Annotated in this window: 12 protein-coding genes; 1 reads left to right on the top strand and 11 read right to left on the bottom strand. The window is 34.1% G+C overall.

Features of this window, described 5'->3' with window-relative positions:
• The 6 genes from sprA to IPK06_17435 all read right to left on the bottom strand — a co-directional run bounded on the left by sprA (position 1) and on the right by IPK06_17435 (position 12,846).
• Complete coding sequence (gene sprA, locus IPK06_17460) at positions 1–6,828, bottom strand: cell surface protein SprA (protein MBK7981759.1); 6,828 nt, start codon at positions 6,826–6,828, stop codon at positions 1–3.
• Between the two features lie 139 nt (positions 6,829–6,967).
• A complete protein-coding gene (locus tag IPK06_17455) occupies positions 6,968–7,663 on the bottom strand; it encodes a metallophosphoesterase (GenBank protein MBK7981758.1) in 696 nt (231 codons plus the stop codon).
• Positions 7,664–7,668: 5 nt separating this feature from the next.
• Positions 7,669–9,015 carry an acetyl-CoA hydrolase/transferase family protein gene (locus IPK06_17450; GenBank protein ID MBK7981757.1) on the bottom strand — a complete coding sequence of 449 codons (1,347 nt, stop codon included), beginning with the start codon at positions 9,013–9,015 and terminating at the stop codon, positions 7,669–7,671.
• A gap of 17 nt (positions 9,016–9,032) precedes the next feature.
• A complete protein-coding gene (locus tag IPK06_17445; GenBank protein MBK7981756.1) occupies positions 9,033–10,154 on the bottom strand; it encodes an alanine dehydrogenase in 1,122 nt (373 codons plus the stop codon).
• A 104-nt stretch (positions 10,155–10,258) separates the two neighbouring features.
• Positions 10,259–11,212 (bottom strand): D-glycerate dehydrogenase, encoded by a 954-nt coding sequence (locus IPK06_17440; protein MBK7981755.1) that lies wholly within the window; start codon positions 11,210–11,212, stop codon positions 10,259–10,261.
• A 2-nt stretch (positions 11,213–11,214) separates the two neighbouring features.
• Complete coding sequence (locus IPK06_17435) at positions 11,215–12,846, bottom strand: spore maturation protein (GenBank protein ID MBK7981754.1); 1,632 nt, start codon at positions 12,844–12,846, stop codon at positions 11,215–11,217.
• A gap of 99 nt (positions 12,847–12,945) precedes the next feature.
• On the opposite strand from IPK06_17435, the gene IPK06_17430 reads away from it, so the two are divergent.
• The gene (locus tag IPK06_17430; protein ID MBK7981753.1) at positions 12,946–13,707 is read left to right on the top strand and encodes a hypothetical protein; all 762 of its coding nucleotides are present in this window, start codon (positions 12,946–12,948) and stop codon (positions 13,705–13,707) included.
• A 3-nt stretch (positions 13,708–13,710) separates the two neighbouring features.
• On the opposite strand, the gene IPK06_17425 is transcribed toward IPK06_17430, so the two are convergent.
• From IPK06_17425 to IPK06_17405, 5 genes are all read right to left on the bottom strand, one after another.
• Complete coding sequence (locus IPK06_17425; GenBank protein ID MBK7981752.1) at positions 13,711–14,163, bottom strand: NYN domain-containing protein; 453 nt, start codon at positions 14,161–14,163, stop codon at positions 13,711–13,713.
• A 13-nt stretch (positions 14,164–14,176) separates the two neighbouring features.
• Positions 14,177–16,768 carry an LPS-assembly protein LptD gene (locus IPK06_17420; GenBank protein ID MBK7981751.1) on the bottom strand — a complete coding sequence of 864 codons (2,592 nt, stop codon included), beginning with the start codon at positions 16,766–16,768 and terminating at the stop codon, positions 14,177–14,179.
• A 72-nt stretch (positions 16,769–16,840) separates the two neighbouring features.
• Complete coding sequence (locus IPK06_17415) at positions 16,841–17,794, bottom strand: ROK family protein (protein MBK7981750.1); 954 nt, start codon at positions 17,792–17,794, stop codon at positions 16,841–16,843.
• A 10-nt stretch (positions 17,795–17,804) separates the two neighbouring features.
• Positions 17,805–18,407 (bottom strand): hypothetical protein, encoded by a 603-nt coding sequence (locus IPK06_17410; protein MBK7981749.1) that lies wholly within the window; start codon positions 18,405–18,407, stop codon positions 17,805–17,807.
• Entirely contained in the window at positions 18,404–19,393 is a 990-nt protein-coding gene (locus tag IPK06_17405; protein MBK7981748.1) for a Gfo/Idh/MocA family oxidoreductase, read from the bottom strand. The genes IPK06_17410 and IPK06_17405 overlap by 4 nt, the downstream gene beginning before the upstream one ends.
• Between the last annotated feature and the right edge of the window lie 2 nt (positions 19,394–19,395).

Here is a 19,395-nt window from a genome sequence, read left to right as displayed (position 1 = left end):
TTATGGTTGAATAGCTATATGAACATCCAAACCGGCTTCGTTTGTCGTTGTTGGAGGAATTCTTGAAGCGCCTTGCGGTTCTACCGATGTCCGTTTGTAAAAAATTGCCAAGGTAACTTTTGAGCTTAATGTATATTTTACTCTTGGTTCAATAATTGTCCTCGTTGTTCCGTCTTGAGGTTTTCCTTTTTCATTAAATTTTGATTTTTCCATTTCAAAAATAACTACAGAATTTTGAGCGCTTGTGTAAGAAAGCGACATTTCAATGTCGTTTTTAAGATCCAGACCAAACATCGGTAATGAAAATCCCGATTTAGTAAAACTTGCCGTAACATTTATATCTCTTGAAAATGATTCGGTAATATTGCGCGTCGTAATACCAAGATCAAAACTTGATTTGGTTGAATATTTAACTGCGCCCGTTAAATTTCCGTCCCATATATTATCGAACGTTAGGTTCAAGCCTAATAAAGGCATGAATCCGTAGTTTACTTTTTGAGTTTGAATTTGTTTTTTACCGTCAGGATCAATTTTCCATCCTTCCGTATAGCCGGAACTATAAGCGTGGTTTAATGAAATAGATTTTGCAAAACCTTTTAAGAATTCTATTTTCTCTAAACCTTTCCAATCAAATCTCCAATTTGCCCTTGGAATAAACTTGGAAAATTCTTTAAGTATTGGGATGTTTTGTAAAAACGGCATACTTTCAAATCCGTTTTCAAATGCTTGAGCTAGATTATTATTTTCCTGGTACAATTTGTAAACTTCTGCAATACCGGCGTTTGAAAAGAAAATCGGCAGAAAAATATAAGATTTATCCAATGTTCCGGTTGATGTAATATCATTTATTTCAACATTTCCAAATTCATCAGTGGTAATTCGAGTGGTTTTATTCATTCCCCATCCCACATTCCAATTCAAACTTACCGTCGCGCCTTCCCACAACGGGCGTGAAGTTTTAAAATCCAGAGTATTTTTTTCAGAAAAATTATCGGACAAATTTCCATTTGGCGCTCTTGGTCCAATATTTCTATTTAGTCCAAGCATAAAAGAACGGGAAGGACCATTTTCGTCAATTGACTGCAATCCCCAGAAATTTGTAAATCCAGTACCTTTAGCACTAATTCCGCTTCCGCTTGAAGAAATGGATTGTGAAAAATCCATATTAATATTTTCATATTCAAAAAACAACCATTGCGACGCAAGTTTCAGATAATTAAGTGCAATTGAAAAAATAGGTTCTTTCGGCGTAATATTTAAAGTGTCGTTTTGAATCTCATTGTCATCGTGCAGAGTTTCTTTCGGCTGATCCGGTTTTTCATTATCATCAGAATCATCATCTTCATTTGAATTTTCATTAGTAACCACATTTGCGGGTTTTCTCGGGCCGCCTCTCTGCTGTGTATTACGGACATTTTGAGTTGTTGATTTAGCGGTTTTATCTTCCATAAACAATGGAGCTGAAAGTGATTTAAGTTTTATACTTAATCCGGCTCTTAAATTGTTTGAAAATCCCGCGCTTCTGCCCAAAGTATCTTGTTTGAAATTATTTTGCCAATTGTATGAATTGGTAAACGAAAAATTTACATTTATATATTTATTGAGATCCCAAAGCTGTGGAAGTTTAGGTTCCGTTTTTAAATTGAAGCTCTGCGCGTAGCTGTAATCCTTTCCGAAATATTGACCATTTAAAATGTCTCTCCAAACATCGCTTTCCGATCTTCCAATATTGTCAAATGCCAATAAATGAGCATAAGATGAAGCTACGTTTACATTATACGCTACGCCCAAATTTAGGAATCCGCCTTCCGTAATTTTCCAGTTAAAACCAAAATCTCTTTTTGCGGTAAAATCTCTTTGTGTATTTATTTCAGCGCTTTCCTGCCGACTTAAACTTGCGGCATTTCTTCTATTTGCAGATAAACCTGTTGAAAAGGTTTGAGGTGAAAAATAAATCTTCACATTTTTATAATCTTTGAACATTTCAATAAAACTTCCCAATAGCGGAATATCTGCGGCAAAGATATAATTTTCTTTGCTGAAGTTAAGTGAGTATTTTCCGCTTCCGTTCCACTGCCATCCATTAGAAAATATCATTTGCGGATTTCTGTTAAAAGTTTTATTAAAGCTGAAAGAAAATTGAAGGTTATTGATAATGTCTTCAATATACCAGCTTTTATTCGGAATTTTAAATTTAATACTTGATAGCGACCAAGTATCCGAAATGTTTAATGTCTGCGAAGTTTTTCTTATTGTTTCGTTGGCATAATTTTCGGCTTGCTGTTCCGTTAAACCTGAGGCGACTTGTTTTTTTGTTTCGAGTTTTACGGCTTCATCTACATTAATATCAGTCCCCGGAACATAAAGAGGTTTTGTTACCGATTCTGATCTTGAATAACTTACACCGAGACTGCTTCCTGTTAAATTCAACGGAATAAATTTAAACACATTCAAATTAACAGATCCGCTCCAGCTTGAGTTATCTACTCTTGAGCCGAATCTCTGGTTTAATTTGTGAAAATAAGGATCTGTTTTGCTCGCGTTTAAGTTTACTGTTAACAAATCGGCAATTTTAAATTGAGTTGAACCGCTGTAAGCCAATCCGGGCGTATCGTCGGCGCCAAGTACTCTTAATTCATTTATCCAAATTTCCCCAGATACAGAGCCTATTGTTTCTTGTTCGGATTTTGGATTTTTAATACCAAAAGAGAAGAAATTAATTTTTGTTAAAGAAGGATTCCCTTTCACGGCATAATAATGCCCGATTTGTCCCGCGACAGAATCCGCATAGTATTCTTTATCATCGGTCCTCACTTGTTTAATTGCGGTTAATTTATCAAATGATATTGAAATTTCACTCCATCCATTTTTATTAAATTCTCCTTTAGTTACAGGCATGTGATATTCATAAAAGTTTGAGGTGTCAGTTCCAAATCTAAAATAAACTTCGGAGCCGTGATTTTTTGCGCTTTCATAAAATGAAATTGAACCCGGCGCGTCATTTTGATCACCTCGGATAAATAATTTCATTTCTTTATAATCAAAAACATCAAGAGGTTTATACAAATACTTTACAATTTCTCTGGAATCATTATCTTGTAATTTATTTACGGTAAGTTTCAACGCTTGTTCATTTTTATAAACAACCTCTTCAGTTTGTGTTCTGTCTCTTTCTCTTTGAACTCCCGGTGGACTGACGTAACTAGGATCATCTTCAAAATTTATTGTAGCTATTACCAATGTAGTATCATTTTCTGTTACTTTTCCCGGAACAGTAACTTTCTGCCATTGATTTCCAACTAAGTTCATTTCGGCAAATCGCAATCTTACAGGCTCGTCGGAACCATTAATACAAATTCTAATGGCTTCTACCAAAGTTAATGTCGGATTACCAATTTTACTTGTTTCCTGTCTCAAAGGAATTCTGAATTGTCTCCAATTTTTCTCACCGATACCGCTTATATATGGGTTTTTATTTTGAGAAGTATCCAAAGGAATTTCATAACGGAAATAACTGTTTATTTTATCAACACCGTAATTTTTATTTTTCAAATCTTCGGAATCAGGCAGTCTGCCTGCATCACTCAACTTTCCATTTCCCTGGGTTCCGTTTATAGTTGAGTAATCTCTTGAGCCAAGAGAAAAATTAAAGTTATCGTTGCTGGGATCTCCGCTTCCGTCTACATCGCCATATAGAGCAATTTCTTCGGCATCTGTCATGCCGTCGAGTCCAACGTCTTCATCTTCATCAAGAATATCGTTGTATGGTTGTTTATCTTCGGTATTAAATTCATTATTTGGAATTACGTCTTCACTTATTTGCCCAAGGTCGACAATCATTTTAGATCCGGCTGGAGCGTTCGCGATATTAATCCAAAATTCTATGAACTCGATATTTTCTTCAACCAAGTTGCCCGCCGATGAAGAAAGTCCGCGCATCATTCCACCCCAAAGTTTGGATTTATCATCTAACTTCGGATTATAGTTATACGTACCTCTTTTGTTCGGATTATACACATAGTCCAATACCGTTACTTGATTATCTTTACGTCCAACGTCACGTCTTCCACCCCAAATAGAATCAACTGTTACGCTGGAAGGATAAATATTAAACCAATAACTTTGAGCTTTATAGTCCATTATTTTCAATCTTTCCAAACTTGAAATTCCCTCGAGCGAATCTGGAATACTTAAATCTTTCCATCCTGTATAATTAACACCAACGGGAATAATTCTTTTTGCGCCTTCAAAATCATCTATATAAGCAATACTCTGACTATTATCACTTTTGATCGTACTCTTTTTGGTATTAGGATCCGGACTCATATAAGCAAATTCGCCTTTAACATTAAAGGAGGACATTTCTTTAGTTGAAATTAAATAATCCAAACCTTTGGTTAAAAACGGCAGATCAACTCCAGTTTGAAAATCCATACCGAATATTGAGTTGTTAAGCGGCTCTTCACCGATTCTAACTTTATCACTTAAAGTAGTTTGATTTAGGTTCAAATATGAAAAACCAAGTTTTGTTTTTTCACTTACGTCGTAAATTCCCCTAAACCCAAGTAGTGTTTTTGATGCGAGCTGAAACAAATCATTTTTTTCAAATGTAATTTTTAAATTGGCTCCGGGAACGAGCGCGTCTGCATTTCTAATAATTACTTGACCGATGTTATAATCAACACTGTAATCCGTCCCGTTCTCCAATGTTCTTCCGTCTAATGTAACTTTAACTGAATTTTCAACAACGTTGAAGCCAATGTTGTAAACTGATGAAGCCGCCGCCGAATATTCGCCAACAATTATAAATTTGTCTTGAGCTTTATCGTTTTTCGCAAAGGTAACGGTTGTATCATAAATTGCCTGATAAGCTTTATCGGGACTAAAAGGAAAATCTTTGCCGAATGGCTGAAGTCTTGGGAAAATTATTTCCCCGGTTTTTGTAAAAATCGTCCTTCCCTGTTCAAAATCAAAAGCGCCGTCGGGATCACCGCCGCCGCTCTCATCGCTCAAATCAAGGCCAAACGTTTCGAGAATATTCTTACCTTCGAGTTCCCTAACCGCTTCCTGACCCGGAATTTGATAATTGATATCAAGTTTAAAACCTTCTTTGTTTACATCCCTTCCGCCGATAGGATAAATATTTTTCAACTGCAGTTTCCAAGCATCAGCAAAAGTTCCGCCGGGTTGAAGTTTCTCTGGTTTAACTAATTTTAAAACCATTATTGATGAGGTATCGGAACTTTCCTTTAAAAATTCTCCGTAATATTTATCAACAATACCTTCGGGCCCTTCTGTTCTAAATGAAACAGCAATCGCGTCTTCAGGATTAACTTGTGTTCTGAAACTTATAAAGCCTGCATAAATATTTACATCATAATCCTGTCCTTCAATCATTCTGACAAATCTGCCATTGATAACGCTTCTTCCGGGAATTGAGTTACTTGTAATTTGTTTGTATGCTTCGTCATAAGGAACTAACGAAGTATCAGATATTCTTGCAGGCAGATCAATAAAAGCATTTGCTTTTCTTTCGTTGCTTATGTCAATTCTTTGAGATGTGGTTTTCCAAACTTCTATTTCTTTGATTTTATATTCTTTTAACACAACAGGATTAGCGTTAGCAAAATATTTTTCAAAAAGATTTAAATTCGGTTCTGTCGAGGCGTAATCTAAATCAACAAAATAATGGTTCTGCGAATAATCGTAGGCATGAATTTCAAATTCATTTTTCTGGGTTCCGCCGGAAACCGAAACTTCTTCTACCTCGCTTTTTTTCTGTGATGCTAAAGCAGTTAAACTAAATGGACCGAATTGGAATAGGGCTTTAATTCCAAATAAAGCTTCACCGCCGCCTACTAATGGCGAAGTTTGAAGCGAAACGTTACCTGCTTCAACATTTTGAACAATTTCATCTTCGTAACCTTTGTACTGAAGTTTCAATTGGTTTTCGTATTCAAAAGTTCTTTCAGTGTTCCAGTCGGCGCCAATTGTAAGTTTATCCCCAATTAAACCGCTTACGTTAATTTGAACCTGCTGTTTAAAGTCTGGTTCATTTCTTGTGTTTCCCAAAAGCGACGCAGTAACACCTTCGGTAGTTTCATTTCTCCAAGCTCCATGTATATCAACAGCTCCGCTTATTTTTAAACTAATTTTAGGCGGACCGAAAATACTTAGAATACCGACACTTGGGAGAGGAATTTCAATATTTGTAATATCTTTGATAAGCTGTCCAAGATCATCCGCGCCTTCTTTAAGCTGATACTTATAACCCAGCGCTTGCCATGATCCACGCTCAACATTTTCCAAACGTAATTTTATATATTCTTCAAGAGGCATTTTAATAGGTTGTCTAATTTCATTATTGGCAATTAATTCTCTAATAATTACAAAGCTACCCGTCGAATCCAATTCAACGGTTCTTCTAATATATTTTTCAGAAGGATAAACATATAAGCTTAATTTTCTATCCGGAAATAATTGAAGGAATTGATTATCAGTCCGTACATATTTAAAGTTTTTTAACCTATAAGTAGAATCGAGCTTCATCGAATCGAATTTTGTAGAATCATATTCCATCTGCATTAGCTGAAGAGAATCCATGTTTGTAGTATCAGTCTGAAATAAATCGGTAGAGTCGGGAAATTGATTATCCGTTAAATGCCTATTAGAATTGATGTTATCAAAATTAAAATTTACTGCAGAAGGCAAATCATTATTTATGCGTGCTTTATTTCCAGCAGGCAGAATTAGAGCATATGCTGATAATACTGAAAATACCAGGAATGCGATGTAGAAATTTCGATTGTTTTGTTTCTTTAATTTCAAATTTAAAAAATAACCTAAGTAATTTGAGATTCTAAATAAAGTAAAGTTTTTCTATAAAACCTCCTTTTAATAGGAACGAAAAATTATCTATTTCAATATTAATTATCAATAAATGAATTTTACAGTCAAAAATATATGCCTATATTTTATGAATATCCTTCAAATAAGTATCTACAGATAAAATTTCAATAATTTTACTATGCTCAACAATTGCGGCACTCAATTTATTTCCTCTAAATGCTCCGGTATCAATATAGAGCGTATGAGAAGATTTATCGAACTTGGGCTCGGCATTATGCGTATGACCAACAATTTGCAATTTACCCAAATCGAGTAATTTATCTCTATTCCACATAACTCCATGATCAGATTCAATTTCACTATCGATTATTTTACCTAATACATTTAAATTTTTCTTATATCCTGAAGGTACAATTTTTTTATAAAATGATGAAAAGCCTGCGTGCGTAATGAAAGCATCATCATGATTATACCAAAAGGGCTGCTGATTTATGTATTCAATATGGTCCCAAATTTTTTCGGGTTCAAATTCATATGCGGCTAAAGTTTCGCCGTTATCATTATGAATCCAAGTTCTCGCAAAAACACTTCCCGGCAGCTGGAAAAAATGCACAAACATTAGGTCATGATTTCCCGGAGTAAATTTAATTTCTTTTTCTTTTAAAAATTCAACCGTCTCTAAACAATAATGCCCGCGGTCCAATAAATCGCCAACGGAGAAAATTTCTGCCGAAGGATAGGAATTTTTTATTTTATAATACAATTCCTTTAGGGTGTAATAACATCCATGAATATCGCCAATTACTGCAATCATTTTACCTAAATATAATAAGTCTCTTTAGCAAATTTAATTAGTTCATCTCTGAATTTTGGATGAGCAATTTTTATAAGCGCTCTTGCTCTTTCTTGAATACTTTTACCGAAAAGATTTGCGATGCCATATTCAGTAACAACATAATGAACATCACCTCTTGATGTAACTACCCCTGCCCCTGGTTTTAGAATTGGCACAATTCTACTTATCTTTTCATCCTTAGTAGCAGAAGGCAACGCAATAATAGGTTTGCCTCCTTCCGAGTGCGCCGCTCCTCTTATAAAATCTACTTGTCCGCCAATTCCGCTGTAAAACCGAGTGCCAATTGAATCCGAACAAACCTGACCTGTAAGATCAATTTCCAACGCTGAATTAATTGCAACCATTTTATTGTTTTGCGCAATTATAAACGGATTATTTATATACTCCTGAGGATGAAATTCAAATATAGGATTGTTATCAATAAAATTAAATGATTTTTTGGTTCCAAGTACAAACCCGGCTATTATTTTTCCGGGATGTAAAGTTTTACGTTCGCCATTAATTACACCGGATTCAACCAGATCAATAATTCCATCACTGAACATTTCGGTATGTATTCCCAAATCTTTATGGTTTTTTAAATTTTTCATAACCGAGTCGGGAATTGCGCCAATTCCCATTTGAAGAGTCGAACCGTCCTCAATCATTCCTGCTATATATTGGCCGATTTTATCATAACTGGCAAGCATGTTAGGCGCGGTATCCGGATCAACTTGAGGAAGTTCCATCAAATCTTCATTGTGTTCAACAATAAAATCAATTTTATTAAGATGTATAAAACTATTGCCTAAACCCCGCGGCATCTGATCATTTATTTGAGCAATTACAATTCTGGCTTTTTCGGCAGGAGTTTTAATGTTTCCTACATCAATACCATAACTGCAAAATCCGTGTTCATCCGGAGGTGAAACATTTATTAATGCAACATCCGGAACAATTACTCCTCGTTTAAATAACATAGTTACTTCAGAAAGAAAAATAGGGACATATTCACTTCTTCCTTCATTAACTGATTTTCTGGCGTTGCCTCCAATAAAAAATGCTTTATGGGTAAAATGTTTTTCCATACCAGGAGCCAAATACGGAAGATCACCGACAATTAAAATATGATAGAGCAAAATATCTGAAAGTTCGTCTTTTTTTCTTACCAAGGCTCTAATAAGTTCCATCGGTGCCGCGCATCCCGGCTGAACAACAATTTTATCGCCGGACTTTACAACTTTAAGCGCGTCGTCTGAATTAAATACTTTTGACCGGTATTTTTCGCGCCAAGTTGATTTTGATATTTTGCCAACTAATTCTGATGTCATTTCTTATTCAAGCTCATTTAATTCGTTGAAAAAACATGAAGTCTTCTATATTCAAGTTCAAAAGTTTCCGCCACAATTTCATTTGTGCAATTGCCTAAATAAGTGCAGACTCCTTTTGATAAACCAACATCTCCAAGCAATGCGTTGGATAAACCATTATCGGCAATATTCATAATGTATTCAAGAGAAGCGTTTGTTAAGCCATAACTCGCGGTTCTTGCGACTAACGCGGGAATATTTGGAACGCAGTAATGAATTACGTCATGTTTTACAAATATCGGATCGGATAAAGTAGTAGGATAGCTTGTCTCAACACATCCGCCTTGGTCAATTGAAACATCAACAATAACCGAACCGCGCTTCATCGTTTTTACCATATCTTCCGTAATTATAAAAGGAAGTTTTTCACCTTTAATTTGAACCGCGCCGATAAGTAAATCAGCAAATTTTACTCCGCGAGCAATTGTTAAAGGATTTGCCACAACCGTTGTAATATTATTTGATATCGTATTTCCAATTCTTCTCAATCTTCGCAAATCCTTATCAAGAACTATTACTTGCGCGCCTAACGCATATGCGGTTCTTGCGGCGTTGTAACCTACAACACCGGCTCCTAAAATTACAACCGCGGCAGGAGCAACGCCGGGAATTCCGCCTAAAAGAATTCCTCTTCCCGAAGGCACATCGCTCTTCAAATATTTACTTCCTATTTGTATAGCCAATTGTCCGGCTATTTCACTTATTGTTTGAAGCACCGGAAGCTGGTCATTTTTTTCTATCAACTCATAACTGATTGCGACGGCTTTTTTTTCAATTAATTTTTCAATTATATTTTTTTTACCTACAGAAAGATGCAGAAACGAAAATATGATTTGATTTTCCTGAATTAAATTTGCAGTTTCTTCAGTCAATGGAGTTACTTTTGCAATTAATTCGGCTCTTTGAAAAACTTCTTCCACGCTATACACAATTGTCGCGCCAACATTAATATAATCTTGATCCGTGAAATGACTTCCCAATCCGGCTTGAGTTTCTATAAAAATTGAATGTCCGGATTTTACCAAAGCGTCAACGCCCGCCGGGGCAATAGCAACCCTTTTTTCTTCTCTTAATGTTTCTTTTGGTATTCCAATTCTCATAATTAAAGTATTAATTTATTTATGTATCAAAATAAACAGAAATTACAGTCAAAACAAAAAAATTTTTACGCTTTGGTATTTATAAATAGTTTGCAATAAATGATTTAGACAACGGGAGTTAATGCATCTTTTCCATTTAAGATATTAAGTATGTTTTTTGCCGCAAGTTCCGCCATTTTGTTTCTTGTCTCGAAAGTTGCGCTTCCAATATGAGGGAGTAAAACCACATTTTTCAATTTGAACAAAGCTTTGTTCAGTTTCGGTTCATTTTCATAAACGTCAAAACCGGCTGAAAATATTTTTTTGTTTTTTAGAAGTTCTATTAAATACTTTTCTTCTATAATTTCACCGCGTGCTGTGTTTACAATAATAGCAGTAGGTTTTAACAAATCTAATTTTTCTTTATTAAGAAGATTTTTTGTTTCAGAATTTAAAGGCAAGTGGATTGAAATAAAATCACTGCTTTTCATTAAAATATTCAAATCAACTTTTTCTGCATTTGTTTCTTTTTCAAAATTAGGTTTTTTGGATTTACCGTAATATAAAATTTCACAGCCAAATGCTTTTAATCTTTTTGCTGTAGCTTGACCTATTCTGCCGGCGCCTATTATACCGGCTTTTTTACCGCTGAGTTGAATGCCCAAAAACAACTCTGGCTCCCATCCTTTGAATTTCAATTGCCGCATATAATTTTCCGATTCGACAATTCTTCTTGAGCAAGCAAGAATTAGTGAAACAGCTATTTCTGCAGTAGCGTCGGTTAAAACATCAGGAGTATTTGTTATAATAATTCCTCGTTTTTTTGCATAACTAATATCGATATTGTTAAATCCCACTGCATAATTTGCAATTACTTTGCACTTTGGCAATTGGTCAATAACTTCTTTATCAAATTTATCCGATAAAAGAGATAATATGCCGTCAGCGTCTTTAGCGAATTTAATTAATTCAATTTTTGTCAAAGGTCTTTTAAGAGAAGATTCTTTTACCTCAATTCCTTTCTGAATTAAAAGCTCTTTAGCAATTGAGGGAATTTTTCTTGTAATTAATACTTTCATATTTATCCGAATAATAATCTTACAATAAAAATTGCGCCAAGAACTCCGGCAATATCCGCGATAAGTCCGGCGGCAAGCGCATGACGGATTTTTCTAATATTTACCGCTCCAAAATAAACGGCAATTACATAAAAAGTTGTTTCAGAACTGCCGAAAAATGTAGAAACCAAAATTCCAATCATTGAATCGGGACCATGAGTAGCAATTATTTCTGCCATAACGCCAAGAGAGCCCGAACCGGAAAGAGGACGCATTAAAGCCATTGGTAAGGCTTCCGCCGGCATTCCAATTAAATTTGTAATTGGAGTTAAAATATAAATTAAAATTTCCATAGCCCCGCCGGCTCTAAAAATTCCTATTGCCACAAGCATCGCCACTAAATAAGGAATAATTCTAATAGCAACATTAAATCCTTCTTTAGCTCCTTCAATAAACATCTCATAAACTTTAACTTTTTTTATCGCACCGTAACCAATAAAAATTAATATCAACATCGGAATTGCAAGAATTGAAATTACTTGAATTATTGTTTTAAAAAATTCAGGATTTAAAAAACTCAGACTTTTAGAAACAGCAGATAAAATACCTGTAACACTTAAAATAAAAAGCGAAGCAATAATTGAAAAAAATATTATAAATCCTTTTACATTTGATTTAATCAAACTTGAAATTCCGCCTTCCTTAAGCGGAAATTTTTCTAAAATTTTTGCGGAAGCAATTCCCGCAATAGTAGCGCAAGAAGCCCCGAATACGGAGGTACCGATAATTATTGCCGGATCACTGCTTCCAGAAGCGGCCCTAACCGCTATTGCCGTTGCTGGTATAAATGTTAATCCCGCTGTATTTACGGCTAAGAATGTACACATTGCGTTTGTGGCTACTCCTTTGTTCGGGTTTAATTTATCTAATTCTTCCATTGCCTTTAAACCAAAAGGAGTCGCTGCATTTCCAAGTCCGAGCATATTTGCCGCCATATTCATTATCATAGCGCCCATTGCCGGATGATCTTGAGGAACGGAAGGATATAAAAATTTTGTGATAGGTTTCATTATATTCGCAATTATTTTAATCAATCCGGCTTCTTCAGCAACTTTCATAACTCCAAGCCATAAAGTCATTATGCCAATTAATCCAAGCGCAATATCAACAGCGGTTCCCGCGTAATCCAAAGCCGAGTTTGTAACATCTTTCATTTTTGCGAATGAAATATTTTCCAAAGTTATTTGAGCTTCATACTTTGCCGAACTCAGTTTATTTTGAATATATATATTACCCGTAAGATCATCTTCCTTGCCGGAAATTTTTGCCATTTTTTTCCAAAATTCGGGACTATTTTCATCAACAACAAAAAATAAAACTCCTGAATTTTTATCTCGTGATATTGTAAGTAATGCCATTTGTTCAATATCCGTCTGATTTTTTTCACTATAAAACGAATTGAATTTTTCCTTTTCTATCTTCAGCAAAACCGGGACTTTACCGTCATAAACGCTTTTTGAAGAATCTTCCAAAATTATTTCTGCGGCTAATTTTTCATTATTCTTATACTTGTTTTCCGATTTTTCAATTATATCCGTGGTTAATGCTACGCCAATTCCAAGCACTAATAAAGTAAGCCATACATAATTTAACATCGCCGCTCCTTGATTTTAGAGAAGAAAAATAGAAATTTGCGATACAAGTTATAAATTATTATAATAATTTAACTCAACTTTTTTTAAAAAGAGAATAAAATGAAAATTGCCATTTGTCAATTTGCGCCAGTATGGAATAATAAAGAAGAAAGCATTTTATCTATTGAAAATATAATCTCAAAAATTGAGAAAGGAACAAATTGCCTAATATTCCCGGAGATGACGCTTACCGGATTTACAATGAACGCAAAAGATTTTGCAGAAGAGATTGACGGATTGGGCATTAGTTATTTTCTTTCGCTTGCGAGAAGAAAAAAATTAGAAATTTTTGCCGGGATTATTGAAAAGGATGGAAACAAATATTACAATTCACTTTTTCATTTTAATTCTTGGGGAATAATACAAGCTGTTTACAGAAAAATTCACCCATTTTCACTAGCAAAGGAAAATGAAAATTATTCGGCAGGAAATGAAGCATTAGTATCAACAATTGATTTGAATAATATTGGACTTTCAATTTGTTACGATCTCAGGTTTCCCGAATTGTACAGAATGCAGACCAAAAACGGAGCCGAAGTTTTAATAAATATCGCGAATTGGCCAACCAAAAGAATTGATCACTGGAAAACTTTGTTGAAAGCAAGAGCGATTGAAAATCAATGCTACGTAATTGGAGCCAATAGAATCGGTAATGATCCTTACTATGAATATAATGGATGTTCTGCTGTTTTCAATCCAATGGGCGAAGAACTTATTCTTGCGGCGAATGAAGAAAAATTATTTTATTGCGAAATTGATTTCAATATTGTAAAAACAGTTAGAGAGAAACTGCCATTTTTAAATGATATGAAATTGATTTGAAGTTTATTCACTTAGTCCAAACATTTTTTTTATTTCATTATCCGAAATTGATTTTTGAATATTTTCTTCTGAAATGTTTTTTTTATACCGGATAATTTTCGCAAAGTCTTCACTCTTTATTGCCTCGCAGCTGTTCACTTTGGCGTAATCAAAAATTTTTGAATCGGAACTTACAATTGTTAATAATTTCGGATTTTTTGAAGAATCTATTTCCTTAATTATTTTTGAATCGGCGGAATGATTCTGTGAATAATAAATTTTTATTTTAGATGAAACGACAGGCTCGTTTTCATATCCATCGAAGTGAAGTGAAATTTTATAATTTTTATCACTAAAATATTTATCAAGAATTTTTACTAAATTTTTTCTCGATTGATCTTTTAACTTTTGTTGAAGATTTTGAAGGGATTTTACTTTTCCTATTAAATTATTTCCGTCAATTATATAAGTTTTCATTTTTATAATAAAATTAAAACCCGGAATATAATCCTTTGTTTTTTGTAACCTTTACGTCGCGTAATTCCGGCGCTTTCATTCTTATTTCAAATCTATATCCGGTATAATTTCCAATTGGGTTCCAGCTGAAATTCATTTCCCAACATTCCAAATCTCTATAAACAGTAATTCTTGGCGCCGCTATTTTATCTTCTTGAAAATCATAATTTCCCATTACTCCGAATTTCCAATTTTTTGTCAGATTAAATCCTAAGTTAATTCCCAAATTAGAATTTATTTCACCTTTAGCCGCAGTAGGTTTTGAAAAATTGTAAGAATAATTTAAAGATAAATTCCACGGAATTGAAAAATCCGCCTCTTGTTCGTCATAAAGTTCCATTCTGTCTTTTCGTTTGAATGACGAATATTCCTGATTATTATCATTTGCCTCTTTACCCGTTCTTTTCTCACCGGAAAGTTTATCACCGGAAATATTTGCAGAAACTGCAAACTGCAAATTAGTAATTCTCAACAAACCTTTTCCATTTTCCGCAAGGTATTGATTTAATCTTGTATTATCCGCAAAATCATAAAATGTATATCTTGAAGATCCGGAGAAGTTAAGCATGCTTCCGATATTTGTTCTGTAGCTTAATGACAAATCCGAAAGATTATTACTATCGGCGGCAAAATTATAACCAGTAGTAACGTCAAAATTCAGTAAAGTAATTTTCTTTGCCTCAGAGGTTGTGTCTGTGGGATCTTTCATAGTCTTCATTTCAAAAACATTACCCAAAGAAAAAGATATACTTTGTGATTCGCCTCTTGAAACTCCGCCGAAAACTTCTTTGGCATAAGGATCATATTTAACTACAGTTCCGTCTGATTTTGAATAAGATTCGTAATAACCCCACTTTTCATCGGAAAAATCCGGCGTGTAATTGTATGAAATACTTGGAATTAAAGTATGTCGAAAAGCGTCGATCCCCAACATTTGCGGCTGGAACATTCCGTATAATTTGGTAGATGTTCCCAAACTAAAACGGAATGTGCGAAGCATATTAATTTCATGTTTATCAACTGTATCAATTGCGTTTGTTTGATTATAGGTCTTTAAAAAACTTGTTGAATTGGAAATATTCTGAGTGGTTTCAACAACATAATTAGTTTTTTTGTTATACCATTTTTCAACGTAACTTAAATTTGGTGTTATATTAAAATAACCCAGTTTCGGTGAGGCGCTGAATCCAAGATTATGCTGAATACCTCCTCTGATTTTAAGTTCATTGCCTATTTTATTTCTGTCGTTTCTAAATTGACCTGAATAATTCATACCAATATATTCATACCATTCTTGATTGCTTGGCGTACTTGTTTCGCTTTTAAATGGATAACTTTGCGATTTATTGAATGTTAAATTCGGTAAAATTTCTCTTATATCGCCCGATTTTAAATTTTGCGTCCGGCTATAATTGATGTTTATACTATTGCCTGATTCTTCCCATCTTTTAGATAATGTCGCGTTTGACGTAACATTTTGTCTCAAAAGATCGTCGTAACTTGTACTGTTATTTGATAAATATGTGCTGGACTGAAAATTCAAATTAGCTGATAAATTTAAAGTCGGCGTAAACGTTTGATTATGCGATAATGAAATATTCCAATCTGAGCTTCTTTGTTTATCTGGATCTTCATTTTCACCAATTAATATTTTAGAATAACCGGCATTAAGATTTCCGTTAAAATTGTATCTATCCGCGTATCTAACTCTGCTTCTTAAACCGTAACCGCCGCGCATATAATAATCGGCGTTCAAAGTTAAATCCAAATAATCACTAATCGCAAAAAAGTATCCGAAATTTTTAAAATACTGTCCTTTTTGATTTTGATAGCCGTAATTCGGCGCAATCAATCCAGATCGTCTGCCCTTTTCATCAGGAAATACTGCAAACGGAATTGGAATTGGAATTGGAACTCCGCCGATATACATAAATATCCATTTGGCAAATATTTTATCTTTTTGAATTACCTTCATTTCCGCCGCGGTAAAATGCGTGTGCGGAGTGTCGCTTGTACAAGTAGTGTACATTCCGTCTTCAATAAAAAAAGTATTTTTATCGACTTTGTTTACATTTTTTCCTTCATATCTTGAATCTTCTTTTTTGTTCTTTGCCGCTGAAATGAATCCCTTTTTGGTTTTGAAATTATATCTTAGTTTAGTTCCTTCGTAATTTTCATCACCTTCTTTTAAAACGGGAGTTTGTGCAAGACCGTTCACCGCATTTGTATCAGCAGAATCAATTATACCTTCGGCTTCCAAATCGCTGGTTTCAAAATTGACATTTATCATTCCTCCAGTCAATGTCGTTTCTTTATATTTGATTTCACCTTTGCCGAATATTTTCATTCTTTTATTTGGAATGTTGAACATTAAAGAATCGGAAGCGCTGCTGTAAACAACGTCATTAATTTCATTTTTTTTTGACTTAGCAGAATCCGGCTGAGCAAATTGATTTAAAGTTTGAGAAGTATCGGCTTTTGATATGGAAGAAAGGGAATCACTTACCTGCGCAATTAAATTGCTGAAAGCAATTCCTAAAATAAATACTATTAAGACTTTCTTCATTTTCAGATTTGTTTACTAATAAATTTTATTTATCGAAAATTATTTGACAATATTCAAAATATTGAAAATAATTTAATCATAAAATACCAATGAAGAAGCGCCTTTTATTCCGGCATTATTTTTCAGTTCAGCGGGATAAATTTCTATTCTTGGTTTTAATGAAGTTAAAACTCTGGATTTCAACGATTCTTTGGCAGCGCTGAATAATGGCTTGCCAAATCCGGAAACTCCGCCTCCGATAATAATATTGCATATATCAAGAATATTAACAATAGAAGCTAAACCGTGTCCTAATGTAACACCTAAATAATTTATATAATCAATAGAAAATTTATCGCCGAGTAAAGAAGCTTCATGTATTGTTTGTGGTGAAAGTTTATTCAGGTCATTATTTATTAATTCAAATATTTTTGAGTCATTGTGACCATTTAACTTTTCTTTTACATCTCTAATGAAATAATTATTTCCTAAATATGCTTCCAAACATCCAATTGAACCGCAATTGCATTTTGCGCCATTGTGGTCAATAGTTACATGACCAATTTCTCCGGCACCGCCGGTATCACCTCTAAATAATTTTTTGTTGAAAATTATTCCACCGCCAACTCCGGTTCCGAGAGTAATCATTATAAAACTTTTTAAGTCTTTTCCGGCTCCGTAAATTAATTCACCTATCGCCGCGGCATTCGCGTCATTTTCTACAAATGTTGGAATTGAAAATTCCTTGCTGATAATTTTACCCAAATGAACTTTTCCCCAACCCGGTAAATTGGGCGGATTTTCAACAGTTCCTTTTTTCAATGAAACAACACCGGGGGAACCGATACCAATTCCCTCAATTAAATTCTTATTACCTTTAAGCAATGTTGAAATACCTTTTTTAATTTGTCCTAAAGATTTTTCAACACCTTCATCGGCAAGAGTTGGAATTGAAATTTTTTTAACGATTTTTCCTTCGTGTGTTACAATTCCAATTTTAATTTTTGTCCCGCCTAAATCAACGCCAACAGCATATTTAATTTTCATAAAGATTCTCTTAATTAAATGATTTATCTATAATTGTTAATGGACTTGGATAAGTTAAATCACCAATTTGAGTTCCCAAAACTGGTTCAGCAATAATCTTGACGTTTGAAGTATTTCCTTTTGCTCCGCCTAAATTCAACGCCAAATTAATTAAATTGTTAAGACCTTCCCCTTGAAAAAATTCGAGCATATCCAATTTCATTTCTAAGGGAATTACGGTTGTATTTTCAACCGCGGGAACCGCGACCGGATTAGATATATTTCCGGAAATTGTTTTTTTATCATTTATATAAAGTGTCCACGGAAATGACTTAAGAGAAATATCAGCGATGGAATTTGCTGAAGATTTATTTGGATTTTGTACTAATACATTTACTGTAAAACTAACGGGGAAATTTCCCGATACGACTTGCGAAGTTAATTTTAAAATATCAGTTGCCGCAAAATCCGTAAGTTTTGTCTTATCGGTAATAAGCATGTTGCCAACCTTAAAATTATTCACCGCGCCTAATTTAAATTTCAATTTTGATAAATTCATTACAGAATTAAAAATACTGCACGATGAAAATAAAGCCGTCAATAAAACAAATATTATAAATCTTTTATTTATCATTTTAATTTTGTCTCCTCAATTTTTTCTAAAATAATTTGCGCAACTTTCAACGCTTCTAATCCGTCATCACCGCTAACAACAGGTCGTTTATCATCCAATATCGAATCAACAAATAAATGAAGTTCATGTTTTAACGCATTCACTTCTTTTATTTCCGGCTGTTCGTAAACAACCGATTTTCTATGTTCGCCAATTCCTATTTCTCCAAATGAAAGAAAATGTTCAAGATTAAGATCGCTAGGCGAAATCAGCCTATAGACTTCTGAAACACCCGAATTAAAATCTACTGAAATGTAAGAATCTTTTTGGAACATTCTCATCTTTCTCATTTTTTTCTGAGATATTCTGCTCGCGGTAACATTTGCGACTGCGCCATTTTCAAATTCGATTCTCGCGTTCGCGATATCCACATTTTCGGAAACCACGGCAATTCCGCTTGCTCTAACTTCCTTTACTTTACTTTTTACCAGACTTAAAATTATATCAATGTCATGAATCATAAGATCGAGTACAACAGCTACATCCGTTCCGCGGGGATTGAATTGAGCCAATCTGTCTGTTTGAATAAACTTAGGTTCCAACTGATATTTTTCTAAACTCAGCAAAGCGGAATTAAATCTTTCAATATGACCAACCTGCAGTTTAAGATTTTTTTCATGCGAGATCTTTACAACTTCTTCCGCTTGAGGGATTGTACTTGTAATTGGTTTTTCCACAAAAACATGAACATTTTTTTCAAACGCGTTTTTAATCAATTCATAATGTGCGCTTGTTGTCGCAACAATTGAAACAGCATCAATAGATGAAAGAAATTCATTCAAATTATTAAAACAGTTTGTTTTATTATCATTTGCGACAGCTTTTGCTGTTTCATAATTTAAATCATAAACGCCAATCAGTTCAGCTCTCGGAACTTCTTTAATTAATTTTGTGTGTATTTTTCCTAGGTGGCCGGTGCCAAGAATTCCAACTTTAAGGGATTTCATTT

The sequence above is a fragment of the Ignavibacteriota bacterium genome, assembly GCA_016713565.1.
Classification (GTDB): Bacteria; Bacteroidota; Ignavibacteria; order Ignavibacteriales; family Melioribacteraceae.
The sequence above is the reverse complement of the archived record's forward strand: the minus strand, read 5'-3'. Positions and strand labels throughout refer to the sequence as shown.

Excerpts from the sequence above, each read along its gene's own strand:
- IPK06_17455 (MBK7981758.1), bottom strand. The coding sequence starts at position 7,663 with ATGATTGCAGTAATTGGCGATATTCATGGATGTTATTACACCCTAAAG.
- IPK06_17450 (MBK7981757.1), bottom strand. The coding sequence starts at position 9,015 with ATGACATCAGAATTAGTTGGCAAAATATCAAAATCAACTTGGCGCGAA.
- IPK06_17445 (MBK7981756.1), bottom strand. The coding sequence starts at position 10,154 with ATGAGAATTGGAATACCAAAAGAAACATTAAGAGAAGAAAAAAGGGTT.
- IPK06_17440 (MBK7981755.1), bottom strand. The coding sequence starts at position 11,212 with ATGAAAGTATTAATTACAAGAAAAATTCCCTCAATTGCTAAAGAGCTT.
- IPK06_17435 (MBK7981754.1), bottom strand. The coding sequence starts at position 12,846 with ATGTTAAATTATGTATGGCTTACTTTATTAGTGCTTGGAATTGGCGTA.
- IPK06_17430 (MBK7981753.1), top strand. The coding sequence starts at position 12,946 with ATGAAAATTGCCATTTGTCAATTTGCGCCAGTATGGAATAATAAAGAA.
- IPK06_17425 (MBK7981752.1), bottom strand. The coding sequence starts at position 14,163 with ATGAAAACTTATATAATTGACGGAAATAATTTAATAGGAAAAGTAAAA.
- IPK06_17420 (MBK7981751.1), bottom strand. The coding sequence starts at position 16,768 with ATGAAGAAAGTCTTAATAGTATTTATTTTAGGAATTGCTTTCAGCAAT.
- IPK06_17415 (MBK7981750.1), bottom strand. The coding sequence starts at position 17,794 with ATGAAAATTAAATATGCTGTTGGCGTTGATTTAGGCGGGACAAAAATT.
- IPK06_17410 (MBK7981749.1), bottom strand. The coding sequence starts at position 18,407 with ATGATAAATAAAAGATTTATAATATTTGTTTTATTGACGGCTTTATTT.
- IPK06_17405 (MBK7981748.1), bottom strand. The coding sequence starts at position 19,393 with ATGAAATCCCTTAAAGTTGGAATTCTTGGCACCGGCCACCTAGGAAAA.